Source organism: Mycolicibacterium sarraceniae, assembly GCF_010731875.1.
Classification (GTDB): Bacteria; Actinomycetota; Actinomycetes; order Mycobacteriales; family Mycobacteriaceae; genus Mycobacterium; species Mycobacterium sarraceniae.
Genome location: NZ_AP022595.1, coordinates 1,380,331 through 1,395,658 on the forward strand (window position 1 = coordinate 1,380,331; position 15,328 = coordinate 1,395,658).

Sequence of the window (15,328 nt, forward strand, 5' to 3'; positions counted from 1 at the left end):
CGGGGCCACACACGTTAGCCAGTCTGCGGCAACGTCAGCGAGGGCACCGAGGGAATCGACGGCAGCGCAGGCGTCGCCGTGCCGCTCAGCGCGTTGAGCGTGCCCGACGCCTGGTTGGCGGTGCTCATCAGCTGCATGATCGGTCCGAAGTTGCCATTGGCCAGTTGGGTCATGGCCGTGGGGCACTGCGACTTGATGGCCTGCTCAGCGACGAACCCGGTCACCTGGGAGGCAAGACCACCATGGCCGCTGGCCGTGGTGGCGTTGGACACCAGGTCACCGCCCGGCTTGACGATCAACGGGCAGATCTGTTGTCCGATCTGCTCGATCAATTGCGTGATCGGCCCGCCATTTCCGATACCGACCGCGCTCAGAACACCGCTGGCATCGGCGGGGTCGGCGTGCGCCGACGCCGGCCAGATCGTGGCGGCGACGAGCACCCCGGCGGTAACGGCAAGTACTTGGGCGCCTGATGCTCGAACAGTCATGGGGTTCCTTGCGCTGGCTGGTGAGGCTCAGGAGCAAGAGCCACAAATGTCACTTCGGTAACAATGAGCCACTTGGGTCACAGTAGGAACACGGATCTATAAAGCTTCGAAGCCTATGCGTTTCCTCGGCGCGATCTGCACCGCGCAGGTGCGAAACTCGCCGATTTTCTGTTTGGCGCTAAAGCGCCTCGAGGATCTCGTTCTTGAGCACCTCGGCCTGGGTGCCGAACACGGCCTGGACGCTGTTACCGATGTCGATCACCCCGGCGGCGCCCAGGAGGCGAAGGCGGTTCTGGTCGACTTTGGCGGTGTCAACCACCTCCATCCGCAGGCGGGTGATGCAGGCGTCGACGTTGCGCAGGTTCTCCCGGCCACCGAACGCGGCGATGAGTTGTTCGGCCTTGCTGTCAACGGCGGCCGGGGCAGCGGTGCCTCCGCCGACGGAGCCTCCCACCTCGACCGCGGTGGCCGATTCTCCGCCGTCGCCGAGGTTGGCCCGCTCCTCGGCGTCGAACTCGGCTTCGGGCTCGCGCCCCGGGGTCCGCATGTTCCACTTCGTGATCACGAATCGGAACAGCAGGTAGTACACCGCGAAGTACACCAGGCCCATCACGATCAACAGCGGGACGTTCTTCGCCGCGGGCGCATTGCCGTAGAGCACCAAATCGATCAGCCCCGCCGAGAACGAGAACCCGAGATGGATATCGAGCAGGTAGGCGATGGCCAGCGACAGTCCGGTCAGCACGGCATGCACGACGTAGAGCGGAAACGCCACGAACATGAAGGCGAACTCCAGCGGTTCGGTCACACCGGTGAGGAACGCAGTCAGCGCGGCGGCGGCCAGGATGCCGACCGCGACCTTGCGCTGCTTCTTGTTCGCGACGTGGATCATCGCCAGCGCCGCGGCGGGCAGGCCGAACATGAGGATCGGGTAGAAACCGGCCGTGTACGCGCCGCCGGTCGGGTCGCCCGCGGTGAAGCGCGGGATGTCACCGGTGACCAGCTTGCCGCCCGGCGTTTGATAGTCGCCGTAGAGGAACCAGATGTAGGAGTTCGGAATGTGGTGCAGGCCAAGCGGTATCAGCATGCGGTTGGCGAATCCGTAGACGAACGCACCGAGTGCCCCCGCACCGGTGATGAACTTGCCGAGCCCGGTCAGGCCCGCATCGAAGACCGGGTAGAAATAACTCAGTGCGAAAGCCAGGAACAATACCGCCACCGACACCACGATCGGTACGAAGCGCCGACCCCCGAAGAAGCCGAGATAGGACGGCAGCGCGATCGTGTGGTAACGGTCGAACAGCCATGCCGTGAGCAGGCCGACGACAATCCCGCCGAACACCTTGTAGTCGATCTGCGCCTGTTCGCCGGCTTTGTTGAGCTGACCGGCGAGCACGAACGGCGACATCGTCTTGAACACCGCCTGCATCACCAGGTATCCGACCGCGGCCGCCAGCGCGGTCGAACCGTCGGCCTTGCGGGCGAAGCCGATCGCGACACCGATGGCGAACAGCAGCGGCAGATTGTCGAACAACGCCCCACCGGCGGCACTCATAGCCTGGAAGAACGGCCCGATCACCGGCACCTTGATCCGGCCCAGCAGGTCGTCCTGGCCCAGCCGCAGCAGGATTCCCGCCGCCGGGAGCACGGCTATCGGCAACATCAGGCTCTTGCCGAGACGTTGCAGCTGCGCGAAGCCCGGTATTCGGAGTCCCGACTTCTGCTGTGCCCCTGAATCTTTGGCGGTTTCGCTCATGACGGGACGACCTCCCTCTGTCGCAGCACAGCCGAAGCTTAAACAAACCTTCCCATGTGAGACGAAGTTTTCGCCACGCCTGCGTGCGCCGAGTCTCTATTGTCGGATCGATGAGCACCACACCCGTCCACGCGCCGGTACCCGGACGCGCCGTCGCTCTCGGAGATGTACCCGATCCTGTGTTCTCCCAAGCCATGGTGGGGTACGGCGCTGCGGTCGATCCGCCACATGAGGTGATCGACGCGGTGGCACCCGTCAGCGGGCGGCTCCTCAAGCTGATGCCGCACGCGTACATCGTTATGACGAGTGAGAACGTCGGCGTTCTGGTCCATCTCGGGCTCGACACGGTGGCGCTGAAAGGTGTGGGCTTTTGCGCCCACGTCGCCGAGGGCGACACCGTGATCGCCGGCCAGACGGTGATCACCTACGACGTTCCGGCGGTGGTGGCCGCAGGCCTGAATCCCGTCGTTCCCGTCGTCGTCATGGACGAGCGTGAGCCGGGTAACGTCGTCGTTGGCGACTCGGTCGCTGAGAATGCTGTAATCGCCTCTGGCTCAGCACTTTTCACAGCTACCAAATAGGGCTGGGGTCGATGGAAGTAATAATCGGTGAGGACACCCGACAGATCGGCGCCATCGCGGCCGACGCGATCGAGGCGCTGCTGAACCGCAAACCAACGGCGGTTCTGGGGCTCGCGACCGGCTCGTCACCGCTGTCGATCTACGACGAACTGGCTGACCGCTACGAGGCTGGACGCCTCACATTTCGTCAGGCCAGCGGCTTCACCCTAGACGAGTACGTCGGGCTGCCCGCCGAGCATCCCGAGCGCTACCGCAACGTGATTGACGCGGTATTCGTCTCGCGCGTCGACTTCGCCCCGGACGCGGTGGCCGGTCCCGACGGGCTCGCCGCCGACGTTGCGCAGGCATGTGCGGGTTACGAGGATGCGATCGCCTTAGCAGGCGGTGTCGATCTGCAGATTCTGGGTATCGGCACCGACGGCCACATCGGTTTCAACGAGCCCGGCTCGTCGCTGGCCTCACGCACCAGGATTAAAACGCTGACGCGCCAAACGCGTATCGACAACGCCCGCTTCTTCGACGGTGACGTCGACCGCGTCCCGACGCACTGTCTGACCCAGGGGCTGGGCACCATCATGGCGGCCCGCCACGTGATCCTGGTGGCCACCGGGCGCACCAAAGCCGAAGCGGTGCACCAGCTCGTCGAGGGACCGGTGAGCGCGATGTGGCCGGCGACCATCCTGCAACACCACCGCCACGTGACCGTGCTGCTCGACAGCGGTGCAGCCCGCCGGCTACAGCTCGTCGACTACTACCGGGAGACTTATTCGTCCAAACCGAAGTGGCAGGGCATCTGAGTGCTGCTGACCGCCCAGACCCTGCTGACCGGCCGAGAGTCGTTGCAGCCGGGGTGGATCGAGGTTTCGGGCACCAGGGTGCGCGCCCTCGGTGCAGGGATGCCGCCCCGGCCCGCGGACCGAGATCTGCACACCGTGGCGCCGGGCTTCGTCGACACCCACAGCCACGGCGGGGGCGGTTCTGATTTCTCGGCCGCAACCCGTGCCGACACGGTGGCCGCGACAGACCTGCATCGCCGGCACGGCACCACGAGCCTGGTCGCGTCACTGGTGTCGGCCGGACCGGCCGATCTCCTGCACCAGGTCGAGGTGTTGGCCGGCCAGGTGCGCGACGGACTGATCGCCGGTGTCCATCTGGAGGGGCCGTGGCTGGCGGTCCAGCGCTGTGGAGCCCACGATCCGGTCTTGTTGCGCGATCCGGATCCCGGTGAGCTCGAGACCGTCCTGCGCGCGAGTGGCGGAACCATCCGGATGGTCACCCTGGCACCGGAGCGCAACGGCGGCGTCGCGGCAATCGAGCGGATCGTGGCGGCCGGTGCGGTGGCCGCGGTCGGGCATACCGAGGCCACCTACGAGCAGACACGGGCGGCCATCGACGCGGGCGCAACGGTCGGCACGCACCTGTTCAACGCGATGCGCTCGATCCACCACCGCGAACCCGGCCCGGTGATCGCGCTGCTGGAAGACCCGCAGGTCACCGTCGAGCTGATCGCCGACGGCGTCCACATCGACGCCGCGCTGTACCGGCACGTGACCAGAGCCGCCGGCCCCGACCGGCTGTCGCTGATCACGGACGCGATGGCCGCGACGGGGGCCGGCGACGGGCGCTATCGGATCGGACGGATGGACGTCGAGGTCGCCGGCGGCGTCGCCAGCCTGGCCGGCACCGCCACCATCGCGGGCAGCACGGCGACGATGGATCGAGTGTTCCGGTTCGCGGTCGCCCATAGCGGTCTGCCCCGCGACGAGGCGCTGCTGGTCGCCGTGCGGCAATCCTCGATGAATCCGGCTCGCGCGCTGGGACTTCCATCCCCGGAACTGGCCGTCGGCGCGCGCGCCGACCTGGTCGTGCTCGATGCCGACCTCGCGGTGGTCGACGTGCTGCACGACGGTACATGGGTGCCTCGCTGAGGATCCGCACGGGTGTGCGAATTTCTGTCGGACCCTTGGTGCATGGTGTCGGTGAGCCGCAACACACCGCCACGCACCGCAGAAAGGGACCCCGCTATGTGCTGGATATGCGATCACCCAGACCGCACCATCGCCGACTACCTCGACGAGGTGCGCGGAAAGATTCTGCGGCGGGGCTGGACAGTGCAATACGTCGAGTCCCCACAGCTGCCGTTCGCCTACACGATCGGGTTGAGCGACTACGACGTGCCCGAGCTGATGATCACCAACGTGTCGCCGCAGCGCGCCCTTCGGGTGCTCAATGGGGCGGCCGAACACATCCTTCGAGGCATGGAACTCACTGCGGGGCAACAGTTCACGCTATGCGGCTGTCCCATGCTGGAGGTCGTCAACGTCGACCATCCCGACGCGCACATGGGTTTCGCAGTCGCCCTGTACGGACCTATTCGCGCCCTGCAGCTGGTGTGGGCGGACGGCCGGGGTCGCTGGCCGTGGGCGGCGGACTTCTGTGATCGCGAAAGCCGCCAACCGGTGTTGGGCGTCCGCGCCAGGGCCGCCTGATCACAAAGCCATCACGGCGGGTGTGCCAGGATCGCCCGAGACCGGCTGCGTTGCTACCTTTCTGACGTGATGACCTCGGTTCGCGCTGCGGTGCGGCGGTTCGCGGTCGTCGCGGCGACAGCCCTACTGGCGCCCGGGGTGACGGGGCTCGCCGGGCACACCGCGCCGGCCGGGGCATACTCGCGGCAAGGCTTACCGGTCGAGCAGCTCGACGTGCCGTCCCCGGCGATGGGCCGCAACATCAGGATCCAGTTCCAGGGCGGTGGCTCGCACGCGGTGTACCTGCTGGACGGCCTTCGCGCCCTCGACGACGCAAGCGGCTGGGACATCAACACTGCGGCCTTCGAGTGGTACTACCAGTCCGGTCTGTCGCTGGTGATGCCTGTGGGCGGCCAATCGAGCTTCTACAGCGACTGGTATCAGCCTGCGGCCGGGTCCAACGGGACGTTGACCTACAAGTGGGAAACCTTTCTGACGCAGGAACTACCGGCGTGGCTGGCCACCAACAGGGCGATCACCCCGATCAACAATGCTGTCGTTGGGCTCTCGATGTCGGGCAGCGCCGCCCTGACGCTGGCGATCTGGCATCCCACCCAATTCATCTTCGCCGGCTCACTGTCCGGGTTCCTCAACCCGTCGCTGGGGCTGTGGCCGACGCTGATCGGTCTGGCCATGAAGGACGGCGGCGGGTATCGGGCCTCGGACATGTGGGGTCCGAGCAGTGACCCCGCCTGGCAGCGCAATGACCCGATGGTCAACATCGCCAGACTGGTGGCCAACAACACCGCGGTGTGGATTTATTGCGGCACGGGTGCGCCGTCCGAACTCGACTACGGCGACGACGTCAACGCCGGCGGATTGTTCTCGGCCGGATACCTCGAGAACATCACCCTCAACACCAATAAGGAATTCCAGCGCAGGTACGTGGCCGCGGGCGGTCACAATGCGGTATTCAACTTCCCGCCCAGCGGAACTCACAGCTGGGGCTACTGGGGTGCGCAGCTGCAGGCCATGAAGGGTGATCTGCAGCGGGTGCTGGGAGCGACGCCGACCGGCTAACTGCGAATCGCACTGCAGTCCGTTGCGCGTTCTGTTGCCCAAACCCCTTTGTCCGGCCAGATTCTCGCCAGGCTCGCCGTTGCCGAGCGAGTCGTGATCCGAGCGATACAGCACATCTCGCCGAGATCGACCCCGACGAGCTCGTCAAGGAACTCGTCGTCGCCAACGTGACCAACCTGGTTCGTGATAGAGCCAAGCTGAACCGCGTCTTTCAAGACATCGGCCCAGCCGCGTCACATCGGCCGAAACCGTATTGGTGCTCTCGATCGTCGGCGCGTTCCACCCATTCCAGTGGTTCGACATCGTCTCCGCCGCGATCATCTTGTGGTTGATGTCGTTGATCTTCCGGTTGTCGTTGTCCGGCCCGTCGAACGACGGCAGCCAGAGCAACTGGTCGGCGGCTGACCCGGCGTCAGTTGATGGCCATCACGCGGGCGGCCTCGCGGTACTCCTCAGCCAGCGTGAGCTCACCCGCCGCGGCCTCGTCGAGTATCACCACGGCGTCGCGGTGCTGCTGCAGGATCGAGGCCGGGCAGAATGCCGAGACCGGCCCTTCGACGGCGCGCGCTATCGCGGGTGCCTTCGCCGCACCGGTCGCGATCAGCAGGGCGACCCGAGCCTCCATGATGGTGCCCAGGCCCTGCGTGACGCAGCGGACGGGAACGTCCGCCGGGACGCCGAAGAATCGCGCGTTGTCCTGCCGCGTCGAGCGCGCCAGCGGTGCCACCCGGGTGCGCGACACCAACGATGAGGTCGGCTCGTTGAATCCCAGGTGGCCATTGCGGCCGATCCCGAGGATCTGCAGATCGACCCCGCCGGCGGCAGCGATGGCCGCCTCGTATTGACGGCACCTGGAGTCCAGGTCGTCACCCACTCCGATCGGCACGTGTACCCGCTCGGGATCGAGCCGCAGGGGTTGGGCCACGATGGTGTGAATGAAGTAGGTGTAGCTGCGCGGGTCGCTCGCCGCCAGGCCTACGTACTCGTCGAGTGCGAATACCGTCACCGCCGACATCTCCAGCCCGGTCTGCACCCGCGCGGCCAATTCGGCGTACAACCCCTGTGGGCTCGTCCCGGTCGCCACGCCGAGCACGGCGTTCGGCTTTCGGGCTACCAGCGATGTGACGATGTCCGCCGCCGCGGCGGCCGCCGCCACGGGGTCCGCGACGATGATGATCTTCATCAGACCTCATTCCTTGTATAACGATGTAAGAGAACCAAGGCCCCGCAGTTATGCTGCGGGGACGACGGCAGCCGATAGGGGAGGATTCGTGACCGACGCCGCGGGATCGCAGCGCCCGGCGCCGCGCGCCGGTACCCCCGGCCGCACCCTGCGGTACCAACATGTCTACGACCTCGTGGTTTCGCTGATCGAGCACGAGGGGCTGCGCGAGGGCGATCAGCTGCCCAGTACCGCCGAACTCGCCGAGATGGCCGGAGTCAGCGTGATCTCGGTGCGCCGCGCCCTCGACGAACTGACCCACAACGGGAAGATCACTCGCCATCAGGGCGTCGGCATCTTCGTCGCCCCGCAGCGGATGCTCAGCGAGCCCTCGCGGCCCGGCGCGCTCCTGGAGACGTTCAAGGGGCAGGGCGAGAACGTTCAGGACGAGGTTCAACTCGACACCGAACTGGTGAGCATGGTGGTGGGCTTGCCCAACGGCAAGCATGCGACGGCACTGAGCATCGATGCGGGACAACCCGTCTGGGAGATCTGCCGGGTCCGCCGAATGGGCGGGGTGCCCAAGGTTCTCGAAACGGCGGTGCTGCCACTGACCTTGGTGCCGGCCCTCGACGAGCAGCGGCTGGCAGCCGGGGAGTCGCTCTACGGGTATCTCGCCGAGCGGTACGGATTCACCGACGAGTTCGTCGAGCAGGTTTTTGAAGTCGATCAGCCGAACTCGTTGGAGCGAAACCATCTGCGGCTGAGCTCGAAAGATCATGTGGTGCGCATTCGCGGCGTCAGCGTGGACGCCGCGGGCGTGGCATTCGACAGTTTCCAGCAGACGTATCCCGCGCGCGAGTTCGTGTTCTACATCTCCGGCGCCTCCGGTCGCCGCCTGATGGAACCCGACCCCAGCGGCTCGTGGTCGGTTCGCCCGCTCGGGAGGACGGCGGCGCCGCAGCGGTGATCGCACGACGGGCGGATGCTCAGGACCCACGGTGCTGCTGCGGATCGAGACCGGGAACGCTGTCCAACAACTTCCTGGTGTAGGGCTCGGTGGGCTCACGCACGATTCGCCACGGGTCCCCGACCTCGACGATACGGCCGTCCCGCATCACCACGATCCGATCGGCATGCGCCACCGCGGTGGACAGGTCGTGGGTAATCATCAGGATTCCCATCCGGTGCTCGCGGCGCAGCCGGTCGAGCAGTTCGAGGACACCGGTGCGCACCGATACGTCCAGCATCGACACCGGTTCGTCAGCCAGTAGCAGCCGCGGACGGAGTATCAGACTGGCCGCGATCGCAACCCGTTGCCGCTGACCGCCCGACAGTTCGTGCGGGTAGCGTGCTGCCACTACCTCCGGGTCTAGGCCCACCTCGCGCAACGTCTCGGCCACCAATGCCCGCCGGTGCCGCCGATCACCGCCGATGCCGTGCACCAGCAGCGGTTCAGCCACGGTGTCCTCGACACGGAGCCGACCGTCGAGAGCCTCGTAAGGGTCCTGGTAGATCATCTGGACGTTGCGGCGCACCGGGCGCCAGGCCCGCGGGGTCAACCCCGTGACCTCGACGCCGTCGATCCGGATGGATCCTGACAACGCCGGTTGCATCCCCAGGATCGCCTGCAGCGTCGTGGTCTTGCCGCAACCCGACTGACCGACCAGAGCCACCAACTCGCCCTCCGCGACCTGAAGGCTGACATCGTCCACCGCGTTCGGGTGCTCGTCCCCCCCGCGCCGCGCGCCATACCCGACCCGCAGGTCAGTCACCTCGAGCAGGTTCGCGGGTGCGGCCGGACCCGGCTCGGCAGGGCGGACGTCGTCGATGTTGGGTGTCGACTCGAACAACTGCCGGGTGTAGGGATGCGCGGGCCGGTGATAGAGGTCGAAGACGTCAGCCTGCTCGACGATTCCACCGTCGCGCATGACGGCGGCCCGAGTGCAGGCCTGTGCGACCACCCCGAGGTCGTGGGTCACCAGCACCAGCGCCAATCCCAGCTCACCGGACAATCGCACCAGCAGCTGCAGCACCTGGTCCTGCACCACCACGTCCAGCGCGGTGGTCGGCTCGTCGGCGAGCAACACCTTGGGATCGCAGGACAGCGCCATCGCGATCACCGCACGCTGCTTCATCCCACCGGAGAGCTGATGCGGGTAGCGGTCGGCGGTCTGTGCCGGCAGGCCGACAAGGTCGAGCAGCTCGCGCGTCCGTTGTACTGCGGCTTTACCGCGGGCGATGCCATGCACGCCGAGTGCCTCACCGATCTGCCAGCCGACCGTCCGGACCGGGTTGAAGGCACTCATCGCGCCCTGGAAGACCATGGCGATATCGGTCCAGCGGTGCGGGCGGATGCTGGCCTCACCACGCTCGATGACGTTGGTGCCTGCGACCCTCACCTCACCGGCCACCGAGGCGGACGACGGCAACAGCCCCATCGCGGCCAGGATGGTTGTGGTTTTGCCGCAACCGGATTCGCCGACCAGGCCGACCCGTTCACCGGGCGCCACCGTCAGGTTGAGATCCCGGACGGTGTGCAGCGGGGGCCCGTTCCGACGGTCGCGCGGGTCGAACCAGACGTTGAGGTCGACGATCTCGAAAGCCGCGGGCCGGTTCGCCGGAGAATCTGTCACAGCGCCTCCTTGCCACGTCCGACCAGTGGGCGGATCCGCCAGGGTCTGACCGATAGGTGCGACGAGCGGAGCCGAGGATTCAGCTCATCCTCGATCGAGTTGCCGATCAGGTAGCAACCGACAATCAGCGCGGCGACACACACCCCGGCGGGCACGATGGCCCACCACGCTCCGGTGCTGATCGCACCGCGCAAGAAGGCGTGCTCGATGATGGTCCCCCAGGTCACCGCGGTCGGGTCGGATAGACCGAGGAAGGCCAGCGCCGTCTCGTTGGTGACTGCGACGGTGATCGCCAGAACGGTGTTGGCGATCAGCAGAGGTCCCAGCTGGGGCAAGATGTGCGTCGCGATAATCCGGGTGTGTCCGGCACCGATCGAGGCCGCCCGCCGCACGTAGACGCGTTCGCGCAGCGTCTTGACCTGCGCCCGCACCACGCGGGCAGTACTGGTCCACATCAGCACGCCGATCACGATGATGACGTGGCTGAGTTTGGGTCCCCACACCGCGGCCACCACGATCATCAACACGATCTGCGGCACCACGATGAAGTAGTCGGTGATCCGCATCAGCACCGTGTCGACCCAGCCACCGAAGTAGCCCGACAGCACCCCGATGACGGTGCCGATCACGATCGCGATGACGGCCGCCGTGAAGCCGACGAAGATCGAGATTCGACCACCCTGGAGCACCAGGCTGAGCATGTCGATGCCACCGTCGTCGCAGCCGAGCCAATGCGATGAGGAAGGCCGCTCGAACACCCCGCAGGTGGGATTGGAAGTGCTGTAGGGCTGGAGGAACTTGGCGAACAGCGACAGCACCAGGAACAGACCCACGATGACGAGGCCGGTGATCGCCTGCGGCGTGGCGATGACGGTGCGTAGGGCACCTCGGACACCGTATCGGCGTCGGGGTTCGGCCGGCATGTTCGCGGCTGTGTCGCCGGTCATTGAGACACCCTCGGGTCAAGACGGAAGTACAGCAGATCAGCCAGGTAGTTCAGTACCACCACAACGACGGTGATGACCAGGAAGCCGCCTTGCAACATCGGGTAATCACGTTGCAGCACAGCGTCGTAGAGGGCTCTGCCGATGCCGGGCCAGGAGAAGATGACCTCCACCAAGATCGAGCCGCTGACCACCGCGCCCAGCGATAGAGCGACCTGGGTGATCGTGGGCAGCGCGGCGTTGCGAAGCGCGTAGGACGTGATGATCCGGCGTCGGGTCAGGCCTTTGGCTCGTGCGGTGAGGATGTAGTCCTCACCCAGCGTCTCGAGCATCGCGGAACGGACGATCAGAGCGTTCTCGGCGTACAGCGTGAGAACCAAGGTCAGCACCGGCAGGATCATGTGCCGCAACAGATCCCCGAGCTGTTCGGTCGGGGACTGTGCGACAGCGAAGGGATCGCTCATCCCTACCGACGGCAGCACCCCGGCGAACAGGATCAGCAGCATCATGCCGAGGAACTGGGTGGGGAAGGCGTAGAAGCCGACGGCGATGCCGGTACCGATGTGATCGCCGGCCGAGCCGTGGTGCACTGCGGTGTAAACGCCCACACAGATGCCGAGGACGATCGCGATCACCGTTCCCGCGGCGACCATGGGCAGGGTGTTACCGAATGCCTCGAGCAGGTTGTCCAGCACCGGTCGGCGGTTCGTAAATGACACCCCCAGGTTTCCGCGCAGCAACTGCTCCAGGTAGAGCAGGTACTGGTCGAACACCGGCTTGTCCAGTCCGAACTCACGCTCTAGCGCCTGCTTGAGAGCGGGCGACGCATTCGGCACGCGCGAGACGCGCGTGACGGCATCGCCGGGCAACACCCGGAACAAGATGAAGTTCACGGTCAGGGCGACGAAGATGGTCATCACCGCGAAGACTGAGCGCTTCCATACGAAGCCTCGCACCCGGTCCCCTTTCTGTCTTGACGCCATTCGGAGTGGTCCTCATACTAAGCACGTCAAGTGAATATGGCATGACAACGGTCACCGTTCGACCGTCCCCGGGTGTGCCAACGACGTGGGAAGGTCCCCATGAAGTCCTCGCGAGCTTTTGCATTGTTCAGCGGTTGCGTAGTGGTCACCGGACTGATCTCCGGTTGCGGCGGGGCGGCGGCACCCTCGAACGCCGTCTTGCGCGTTGGTGTCAGCGCGGCCATCGACTCGTTGAATCCCTTCGTATCCGGTTCGGATTACAGCAGCGTCGCTTACCAGTACATCTATCCGCACCTCACGGAGTACGACACCACCGACCTTTCGCTGAAGCCCTCATTCGCCACTAAGTGGGAGACTTCACCGGACGGACTGACCTGGACGTTCGACACCGTCGCCAATGCCGAGTGGTCCGACGGCAAGCCGCTGACCGCCAAGGATGCGGCCTTCACGCTGAACACAATTCACCAGTTCGAGGACGGGCCCACGGGCAAGCTCGCCGGCTTCGTACGGAGCCTGACAACCGCGCAGGCTCAGGGCGACAACAAACTGGTGGTGACCTACTCCGAGCCCATAGCCAACGTCCTGGCGCAGTTGCAGCAGGTGCCGATCCTCCCAGAGCACATCTGGTCGCAATACGCTGGTGGTGATGGCAAGGCCATCAGCACATTCCAGAACGATGCACCGATCGTCTCCGGCGGACCGTTCGAATTGCAGAAGTACCAGAAGGACCAGCTCGCACTGTTCGACCGCAATCCGAAGTGGTGGGGGCCGACCAAATCTGTGATCGACGGCTTCGGACTGCAGTTCTTCGCCAATTCCGATGCGATGGTGACCGCACTGCGCACCGGACAGGTCGACATGATCGGCGAGTCGACCCCGGCCACCACGGTGCCCTCTCTCAAGGAAGCCGGCCAGGAGGTCGGTACCGGCCCGGGCACCGGATTCTACGAACTGATCATCAATACCAATCCCAAGAAGAAGAACCACCCCGAACTGCTGAACCCCGAGGTACGCAAGGCATTCGAGTACGCGATGGACCGCAAGGAGATGCTCGACACCGCGTGGCTCGGGATGGGCACAACCGCGTCGACCATCATCGCTCCCGCCACCGGTTGGCACGACAACTCGATCACCGCGCTGCCCTTCGACATCGGCAAGGCCAACGCGATACTCGACGGACTCGGTTACACGCGGGGCCCTGACGGCATCCGGGTGGCCGCTGGCGTACCGATGAACTACGAGGTGATCTTCCCGAACGAGATCGACGGCGCCGGTGACCGGATGTTCCAGATCATGCAGAACGATCTGCGTGAAGCCGGGGTGGGAGTGGCGATGCGCAAGATGGACACCGATGCCGCCACCGCCGCGATCGCGGGTCCGGACAACACGTATGACGATTTCGACCTGGCCATGTGGGACTGGATCCCACCGGTGGACCCCGATTTCCAGCTCAGCGTGCTGACCTGTGCACAGTGGGGCAACAACAACGACAGCGGCTACTGCAACCCGGAGTACGACAAGCTGTATGAGGCACAGGGGGTCGCCCGCGACCGGGCCGAACGGCAGCGCATTGTCAACCAGATGCAACAGATCGCGTTCGATGACCGACCGTACATCGCGCTGGTCTACCAGAACGTGATCGAGGCACATTCGCCGAAGTGGACCGGCTTCCTGATGTCGCCGCTGGTGGGCTCGGTGAACAACTTGTCGACACAGACGTTGCTGCAAGTGCATCCCACCACGTGATCGACCCTGCCATGAATCGTTGCGCACCATCAGATCTCGCAGACGCACTGAACCTGAAGCCAGATGCCGACGTTGTCGTCGGGATGTTCGAGGGGCCGCAGCGGGCGCGAGGGGGGCGAGGAGCCGATCTGGTGAACCGGGTGCTCGGCATCGATCTCGATGAGATCGCCTTGGCCGCTGGTGGTTTCGACGCCACATCCGGAACGCGCGAGTCGGTTCTGGTGGCCGGCCCAGACCGACCCGTTCGGGTGACGCTAGTGGGTCTGGGGCGTCGGGCCGGCCCCGGCGAGCTCTTCGAGGCCGCGCTGGCGTCCGGGAACGATCGTGCGGTCATCTCGACGCTTGCGCTGGAGGCTCCTGATGCGCTGGGTGCGGTGGCCCAAGGCCACTCGATCGGCGGCTGGCGCTACCAGCGTCGATCGGACGCGCCGGCCACACCACCCGCCGTTGAACTCGTCGATGACTCGGATTCGATCGCCGACAGCGTGCTTGCTCGCGCAGCAATCGTGGCACGAGCCACAGGATGGGTCCGTCAGCTCGTCGAGACACCGCCGAACATGCTGGGCACCAAAGCTTTCGCTGATTCCATCGTCGACTTCGCCCGGGAGCTGGCGCCACAGTCGGTGACCGTCGAACAGTGGGATGCAGCGACGCTGGCGCAGCACGGGTTCGGCGGCACGCTGGGTGTAGGCGCCGGCAGTTCTCAGCCACCACTGGCGGTGGCGCTGAAGATAGCCGGCGACGGAGCGATGACGGCGTTGGCAGGCAAAGGAATCACCTTCGACTCCGGCGGTGTCAACCTCAAACGCGGCCTCGGCGAATTGAGCTGGATGAAGTCGGATATGGCTGCCGCTGCGGCGGTGGCCGCGGCGGTGATAGCCGCAGGCGCCCTGGACGCGAGCGGGCCGGTCACGGCGATACTGCCGATCGCGGAGAACATGCCCAGCGGCACCGCGCTGCGGCCTGGTGATGTGTTGACCCACCCTGGCGGGCGCACCACCGAGGTGCTCGATACGGACTCCGAGGGCCGCATCGTACTGGCTGATGCCCTGGGTTACCTTGCTGCACAGAAACCTTCGCGACTGATCGACGTGGGAACGCTGACCGACTCCGGCGGCGTGGGCCATTGCTTCTGGGGCTGCTGGACCACGTCGACGGAACTTGCCCGGGACGTGGTGTCGGCCGGCGAGCGCGCGTTCGATCGCGGTTGGGCGCTGCCTCTGCACAGTTCATATGCGGCGCTACTGTCATCCCGCGTCGCCGATATCGCCAACTCACCCACCGCCGTTCCGGACTCCGGACAGTTGGCGGCCACCTATCTGCGCTCCTTCGTCGGCGACGTGCCCTGGGTGCACATCGACAATGGCTCGTCGGCGTGGCTCGAGGAAGCCGCTCACCCGTGGCCCGCCGGCGCGACCGGCACGCCGGTCCGCGCCCTTATCGAATTCTTGGCTCCGGGGACCTCTTGCTGAGGCTAGACTGCA

Annotated in this window: 15 protein-coding genes; 8 read left to right on the plus strand and 7 right to left on the minus strand. The window is 65.7% G+C overall.

Annotation, left to right across the window (positions count from 1 at the left end):
- Positions 1-14: 14 nt before the first annotated feature.
- Both G6N13_RS07125 and G6N13_RS07130 read right to left on the minus strand, forming a co-directional pair.
- Entirely contained in the window at positions 15-488 is a 474-nt protein-coding gene (locus tag G6N13_RS07125; protein ID WP_163695703.1) for a DUF732 domain-containing protein, read from the minus strand.
- 178 nt (positions 489-666) lie between these two features.
- Entirely contained in the window at positions 667-2,244 is a 1,578-nt protein-coding gene (locus G6N13_RS07130; RefSeq protein ID WP_163695706.1) for a PTS transporter subunit EIIC, read from the minus strand.
- A gap of 110 nt (positions 2,245-2,354) precedes the next feature.
- Here G6N13_RS07130 and G6N13_RS07135 point away from each other — a divergent pair, with 110 nt between their 5' ends.
- The 5 genes from G6N13_RS07135 to G6N13_RS07155 all read left to right on the plus strand — a co-directional run bounded on the left by G6N13_RS07135 (position 2,355) and on the right by G6N13_RS07155 (position 6,373).
- Entirely contained in the window at positions 2,355-2,825 is a 471-nt protein-coding gene (locus tag G6N13_RS07135) for a PTS sugar transporter subunit IIA (protein WP_163695709.1), read from the plus strand.
- A gap of 11 nt (positions 2,826-2,836) precedes the next feature.
- Positions 2,837-3,622, plus strand: coding sequence for a glucosamine-6-phosphate deaminase (gene nagB / locus G6N13_RS07140; RefSeq protein WP_163695712.1), 786 nt, complete (start codon positions 2,837-2,839; stop codon positions 3,620-3,622).
- On the plus strand, positions 3,623-4,753 hold the full coding sequence (nagA, locus tag G6N13_RS07145) for an N-acetylglucosamine-6-phosphate deacetylase (RefSeq protein WP_163695714.1): 1,131 nt from the start codon (positions 3,623-3,625) through the stop codon (positions 4,751-4,753).
- A gap of 42 nt (positions 4,754-4,795) precedes the next feature.
- A complete protein-coding gene (locus G6N13_RS07150; protein WP_322789309.1) occupies positions 4,796-5,314 on the plus strand; it encodes a DUF4262 domain-containing protein in 519 nt (172 codons plus the stop codon).
- A gap of 69 nt (positions 5,315-5,383) precedes the next feature.
- On the plus strand, positions 5,384-6,373 hold the full coding sequence (locus G6N13_RS07155; RefSeq protein WP_163695716.1) for an esterase family protein: 990 nt from the start codon (positions 5,384-5,386) through the stop codon (positions 6,371-6,373).
- 144 nt (positions 6,374-6,517) lie between these two features.
- On the opposite strand, the gene G6N13_RS24545 is transcribed toward G6N13_RS07155, so the two are convergent.
- Both G6N13_RS24545 and G6N13_RS07160 read right to left on the minus strand, forming a co-directional pair.
- The gene (locus G6N13_RS24545; RefSeq protein ID WP_220096772.1) at positions 6,518-6,763 is read right to left on the minus strand and encodes a hypothetical protein; all 246 of its coding nucleotides are present in this window, start codon (positions 6,761-6,763) and stop codon (positions 6,518-6,520) included.
- 22 nt (positions 6,764-6,785) lie between these two features.
- Positions 6,786-7,556: a glucosamine-6-phosphate deaminase gene (locus G6N13_RS07160; RefSeq protein ID WP_163695719.1), complete on the minus strand. Its 771-nt coding sequence runs from the start codon at positions 7,554-7,556 to the stop codon at positions 6,786-6,788.
- An 88-nt stretch (positions 7,557-7,644) separates the two neighbouring features.
- Between G6N13_RS07160 and G6N13_RS07165 the strand changes: the two genes are divergently transcribed.
- A complete protein-coding gene (locus G6N13_RS07165) occupies positions 7,645-8,505 on the plus strand; it encodes a GntR family transcriptional regulator (RefSeq protein WP_163695722.1) in 861 nt (286 codons plus the stop codon).
- A 19-nt stretch (positions 8,506-8,524) separates the two neighbouring features.
- Here the strand turns inward: G6N13_RS07165 and G6N13_RS07170 are convergent, their stop codons facing one another.
- From G6N13_RS07170 to G6N13_RS07180, 3 genes are read right to left on the minus strand one after another with little or no spacing between them, the layout of a single operon-like run.
- A complete protein-coding gene (locus G6N13_RS07170) occupies positions 8,525-10,171 on the minus strand; it encodes a dipeptide ABC transporter ATP-binding protein (RefSeq protein WP_163695725.1) in 1,647 nt (548 codons plus the stop codon).
- Positions 10,168-11,118, minus strand: coding sequence for an ABC transporter permease (locus G6N13_RS07175; protein ID WP_163695728.1), 951 nt, complete (start codon positions 11,116-11,118; stop codon positions 10,168-10,170). The genes G6N13_RS07170 and G6N13_RS07175 overlap by 4 nt, the downstream gene beginning before the upstream one ends.
- The gene (locus G6N13_RS07180; RefSeq protein WP_163695732.1) at positions 11,115-12,071 is read right to left on the minus strand and encodes an ABC transporter permease; all 957 of its coding nucleotides are present in this window, start codon (positions 12,069-12,071) and stop codon (positions 11,115-11,117) included. Before G6N13_RS07180 ends, G6N13_RS07175 begins: the two co-directional genes overlap by 4 nt.
- A 126-nt stretch (positions 12,072-12,197) precedes the next feature.
- Between G6N13_RS07180 and G6N13_RS07185 the strand changes: the two genes are divergently transcribed.
- Both G6N13_RS07185 and G6N13_RS07190 read left to right on the plus strand, forming a co-directional pair.
- Complete coding sequence (locus G6N13_RS07185; RefSeq protein ID WP_163695735.1) at positions 12,198-13,844, plus strand: ABC transporter substrate-binding protein; 1,647 nt, start codon at positions 12,198-12,200, stop codon at positions 13,842-13,844.
- Between the two features lie 11 nt (positions 13,845-13,855).
- Positions 13,856-15,316, plus strand: coding sequence for a leucyl aminopeptidase family protein (locus G6N13_RS07190; protein WP_163695738.1), 1,461 nt, complete (start codon positions 13,856-13,858; stop codon positions 15,314-15,316).
- Positions 15,317-15,328: the final 12 nt, after the last annotated feature.

Excerpts from the sequence above, each read along its gene's own strand:
- G6N13_RS07125 (WP_163695703.1), bottom strand. The coding sequence starts at position 488 with ATGACTGTTCGAGCATCAGGCGCCCAAGTACTTGCCGTTACCGCCGGG.
- G6N13_RS07130 (WP_163695706.1), bottom strand. The coding sequence starts at position 2,244 with ATGAGCGAAACCGCCAAAGATTCAGGGGCACAGCAGAAGTCGGGACTC.
- G6N13_RS07135 (WP_163695709.1), top strand. The coding sequence starts at position 2,355 with ATGAGCACCACACCCGTCCACGCGCCGGTACCCGGACGCGCCGTCGCT.
- nagB (WP_163695712.1), top strand. The coding sequence starts at position 2,837 with ATGGAAGTAATAATCGGTGAGGACACCCGACAGATCGGCGCCATCGCG.
- G6N13_RS07150 (WP_322789309.1), top strand. The coding sequence starts at position 4,796 with ATGGTGTCGGTGAGCCGCAACACACCGCCACGCACCGCAGAAAGGGAC.
- G6N13_RS07155 (WP_163695716.1), top strand. The coding sequence starts at position 5,384 with ATGACCTCGGTTCGCGCTGCGGTGCGGCGGTTCGCGGTCGTCGCGGCG.
- G6N13_RS07160 (WP_163695719.1), bottom strand. The coding sequence starts at position 7,556 with ATGAAGATCATCATCGTCGCGGACCCCGTGGCGGCGGCCGCCGCGGCG.
- G6N13_RS07175 (WP_163695728.1), bottom strand. The coding sequence starts at position 11,118 with ATGACCGGCGACACAGCCGCGAACATGCCGGCCGAACCCCGACGCCGA.
- G6N13_RS07185 (WP_163695735.1), top strand. The coding sequence starts at position 12,198 with ATGAAGTCCTCGCGAGCTTTTGCATTGTTCAGCGGTTGCGTAGTGGTC.
- G6N13_RS07190 (WP_163695738.1), top strand. The coding sequence starts at position 13,856 with ATGAATCGTTGCGCACCATCAGATCTCGCAGACGCACTGAACCTGAAG.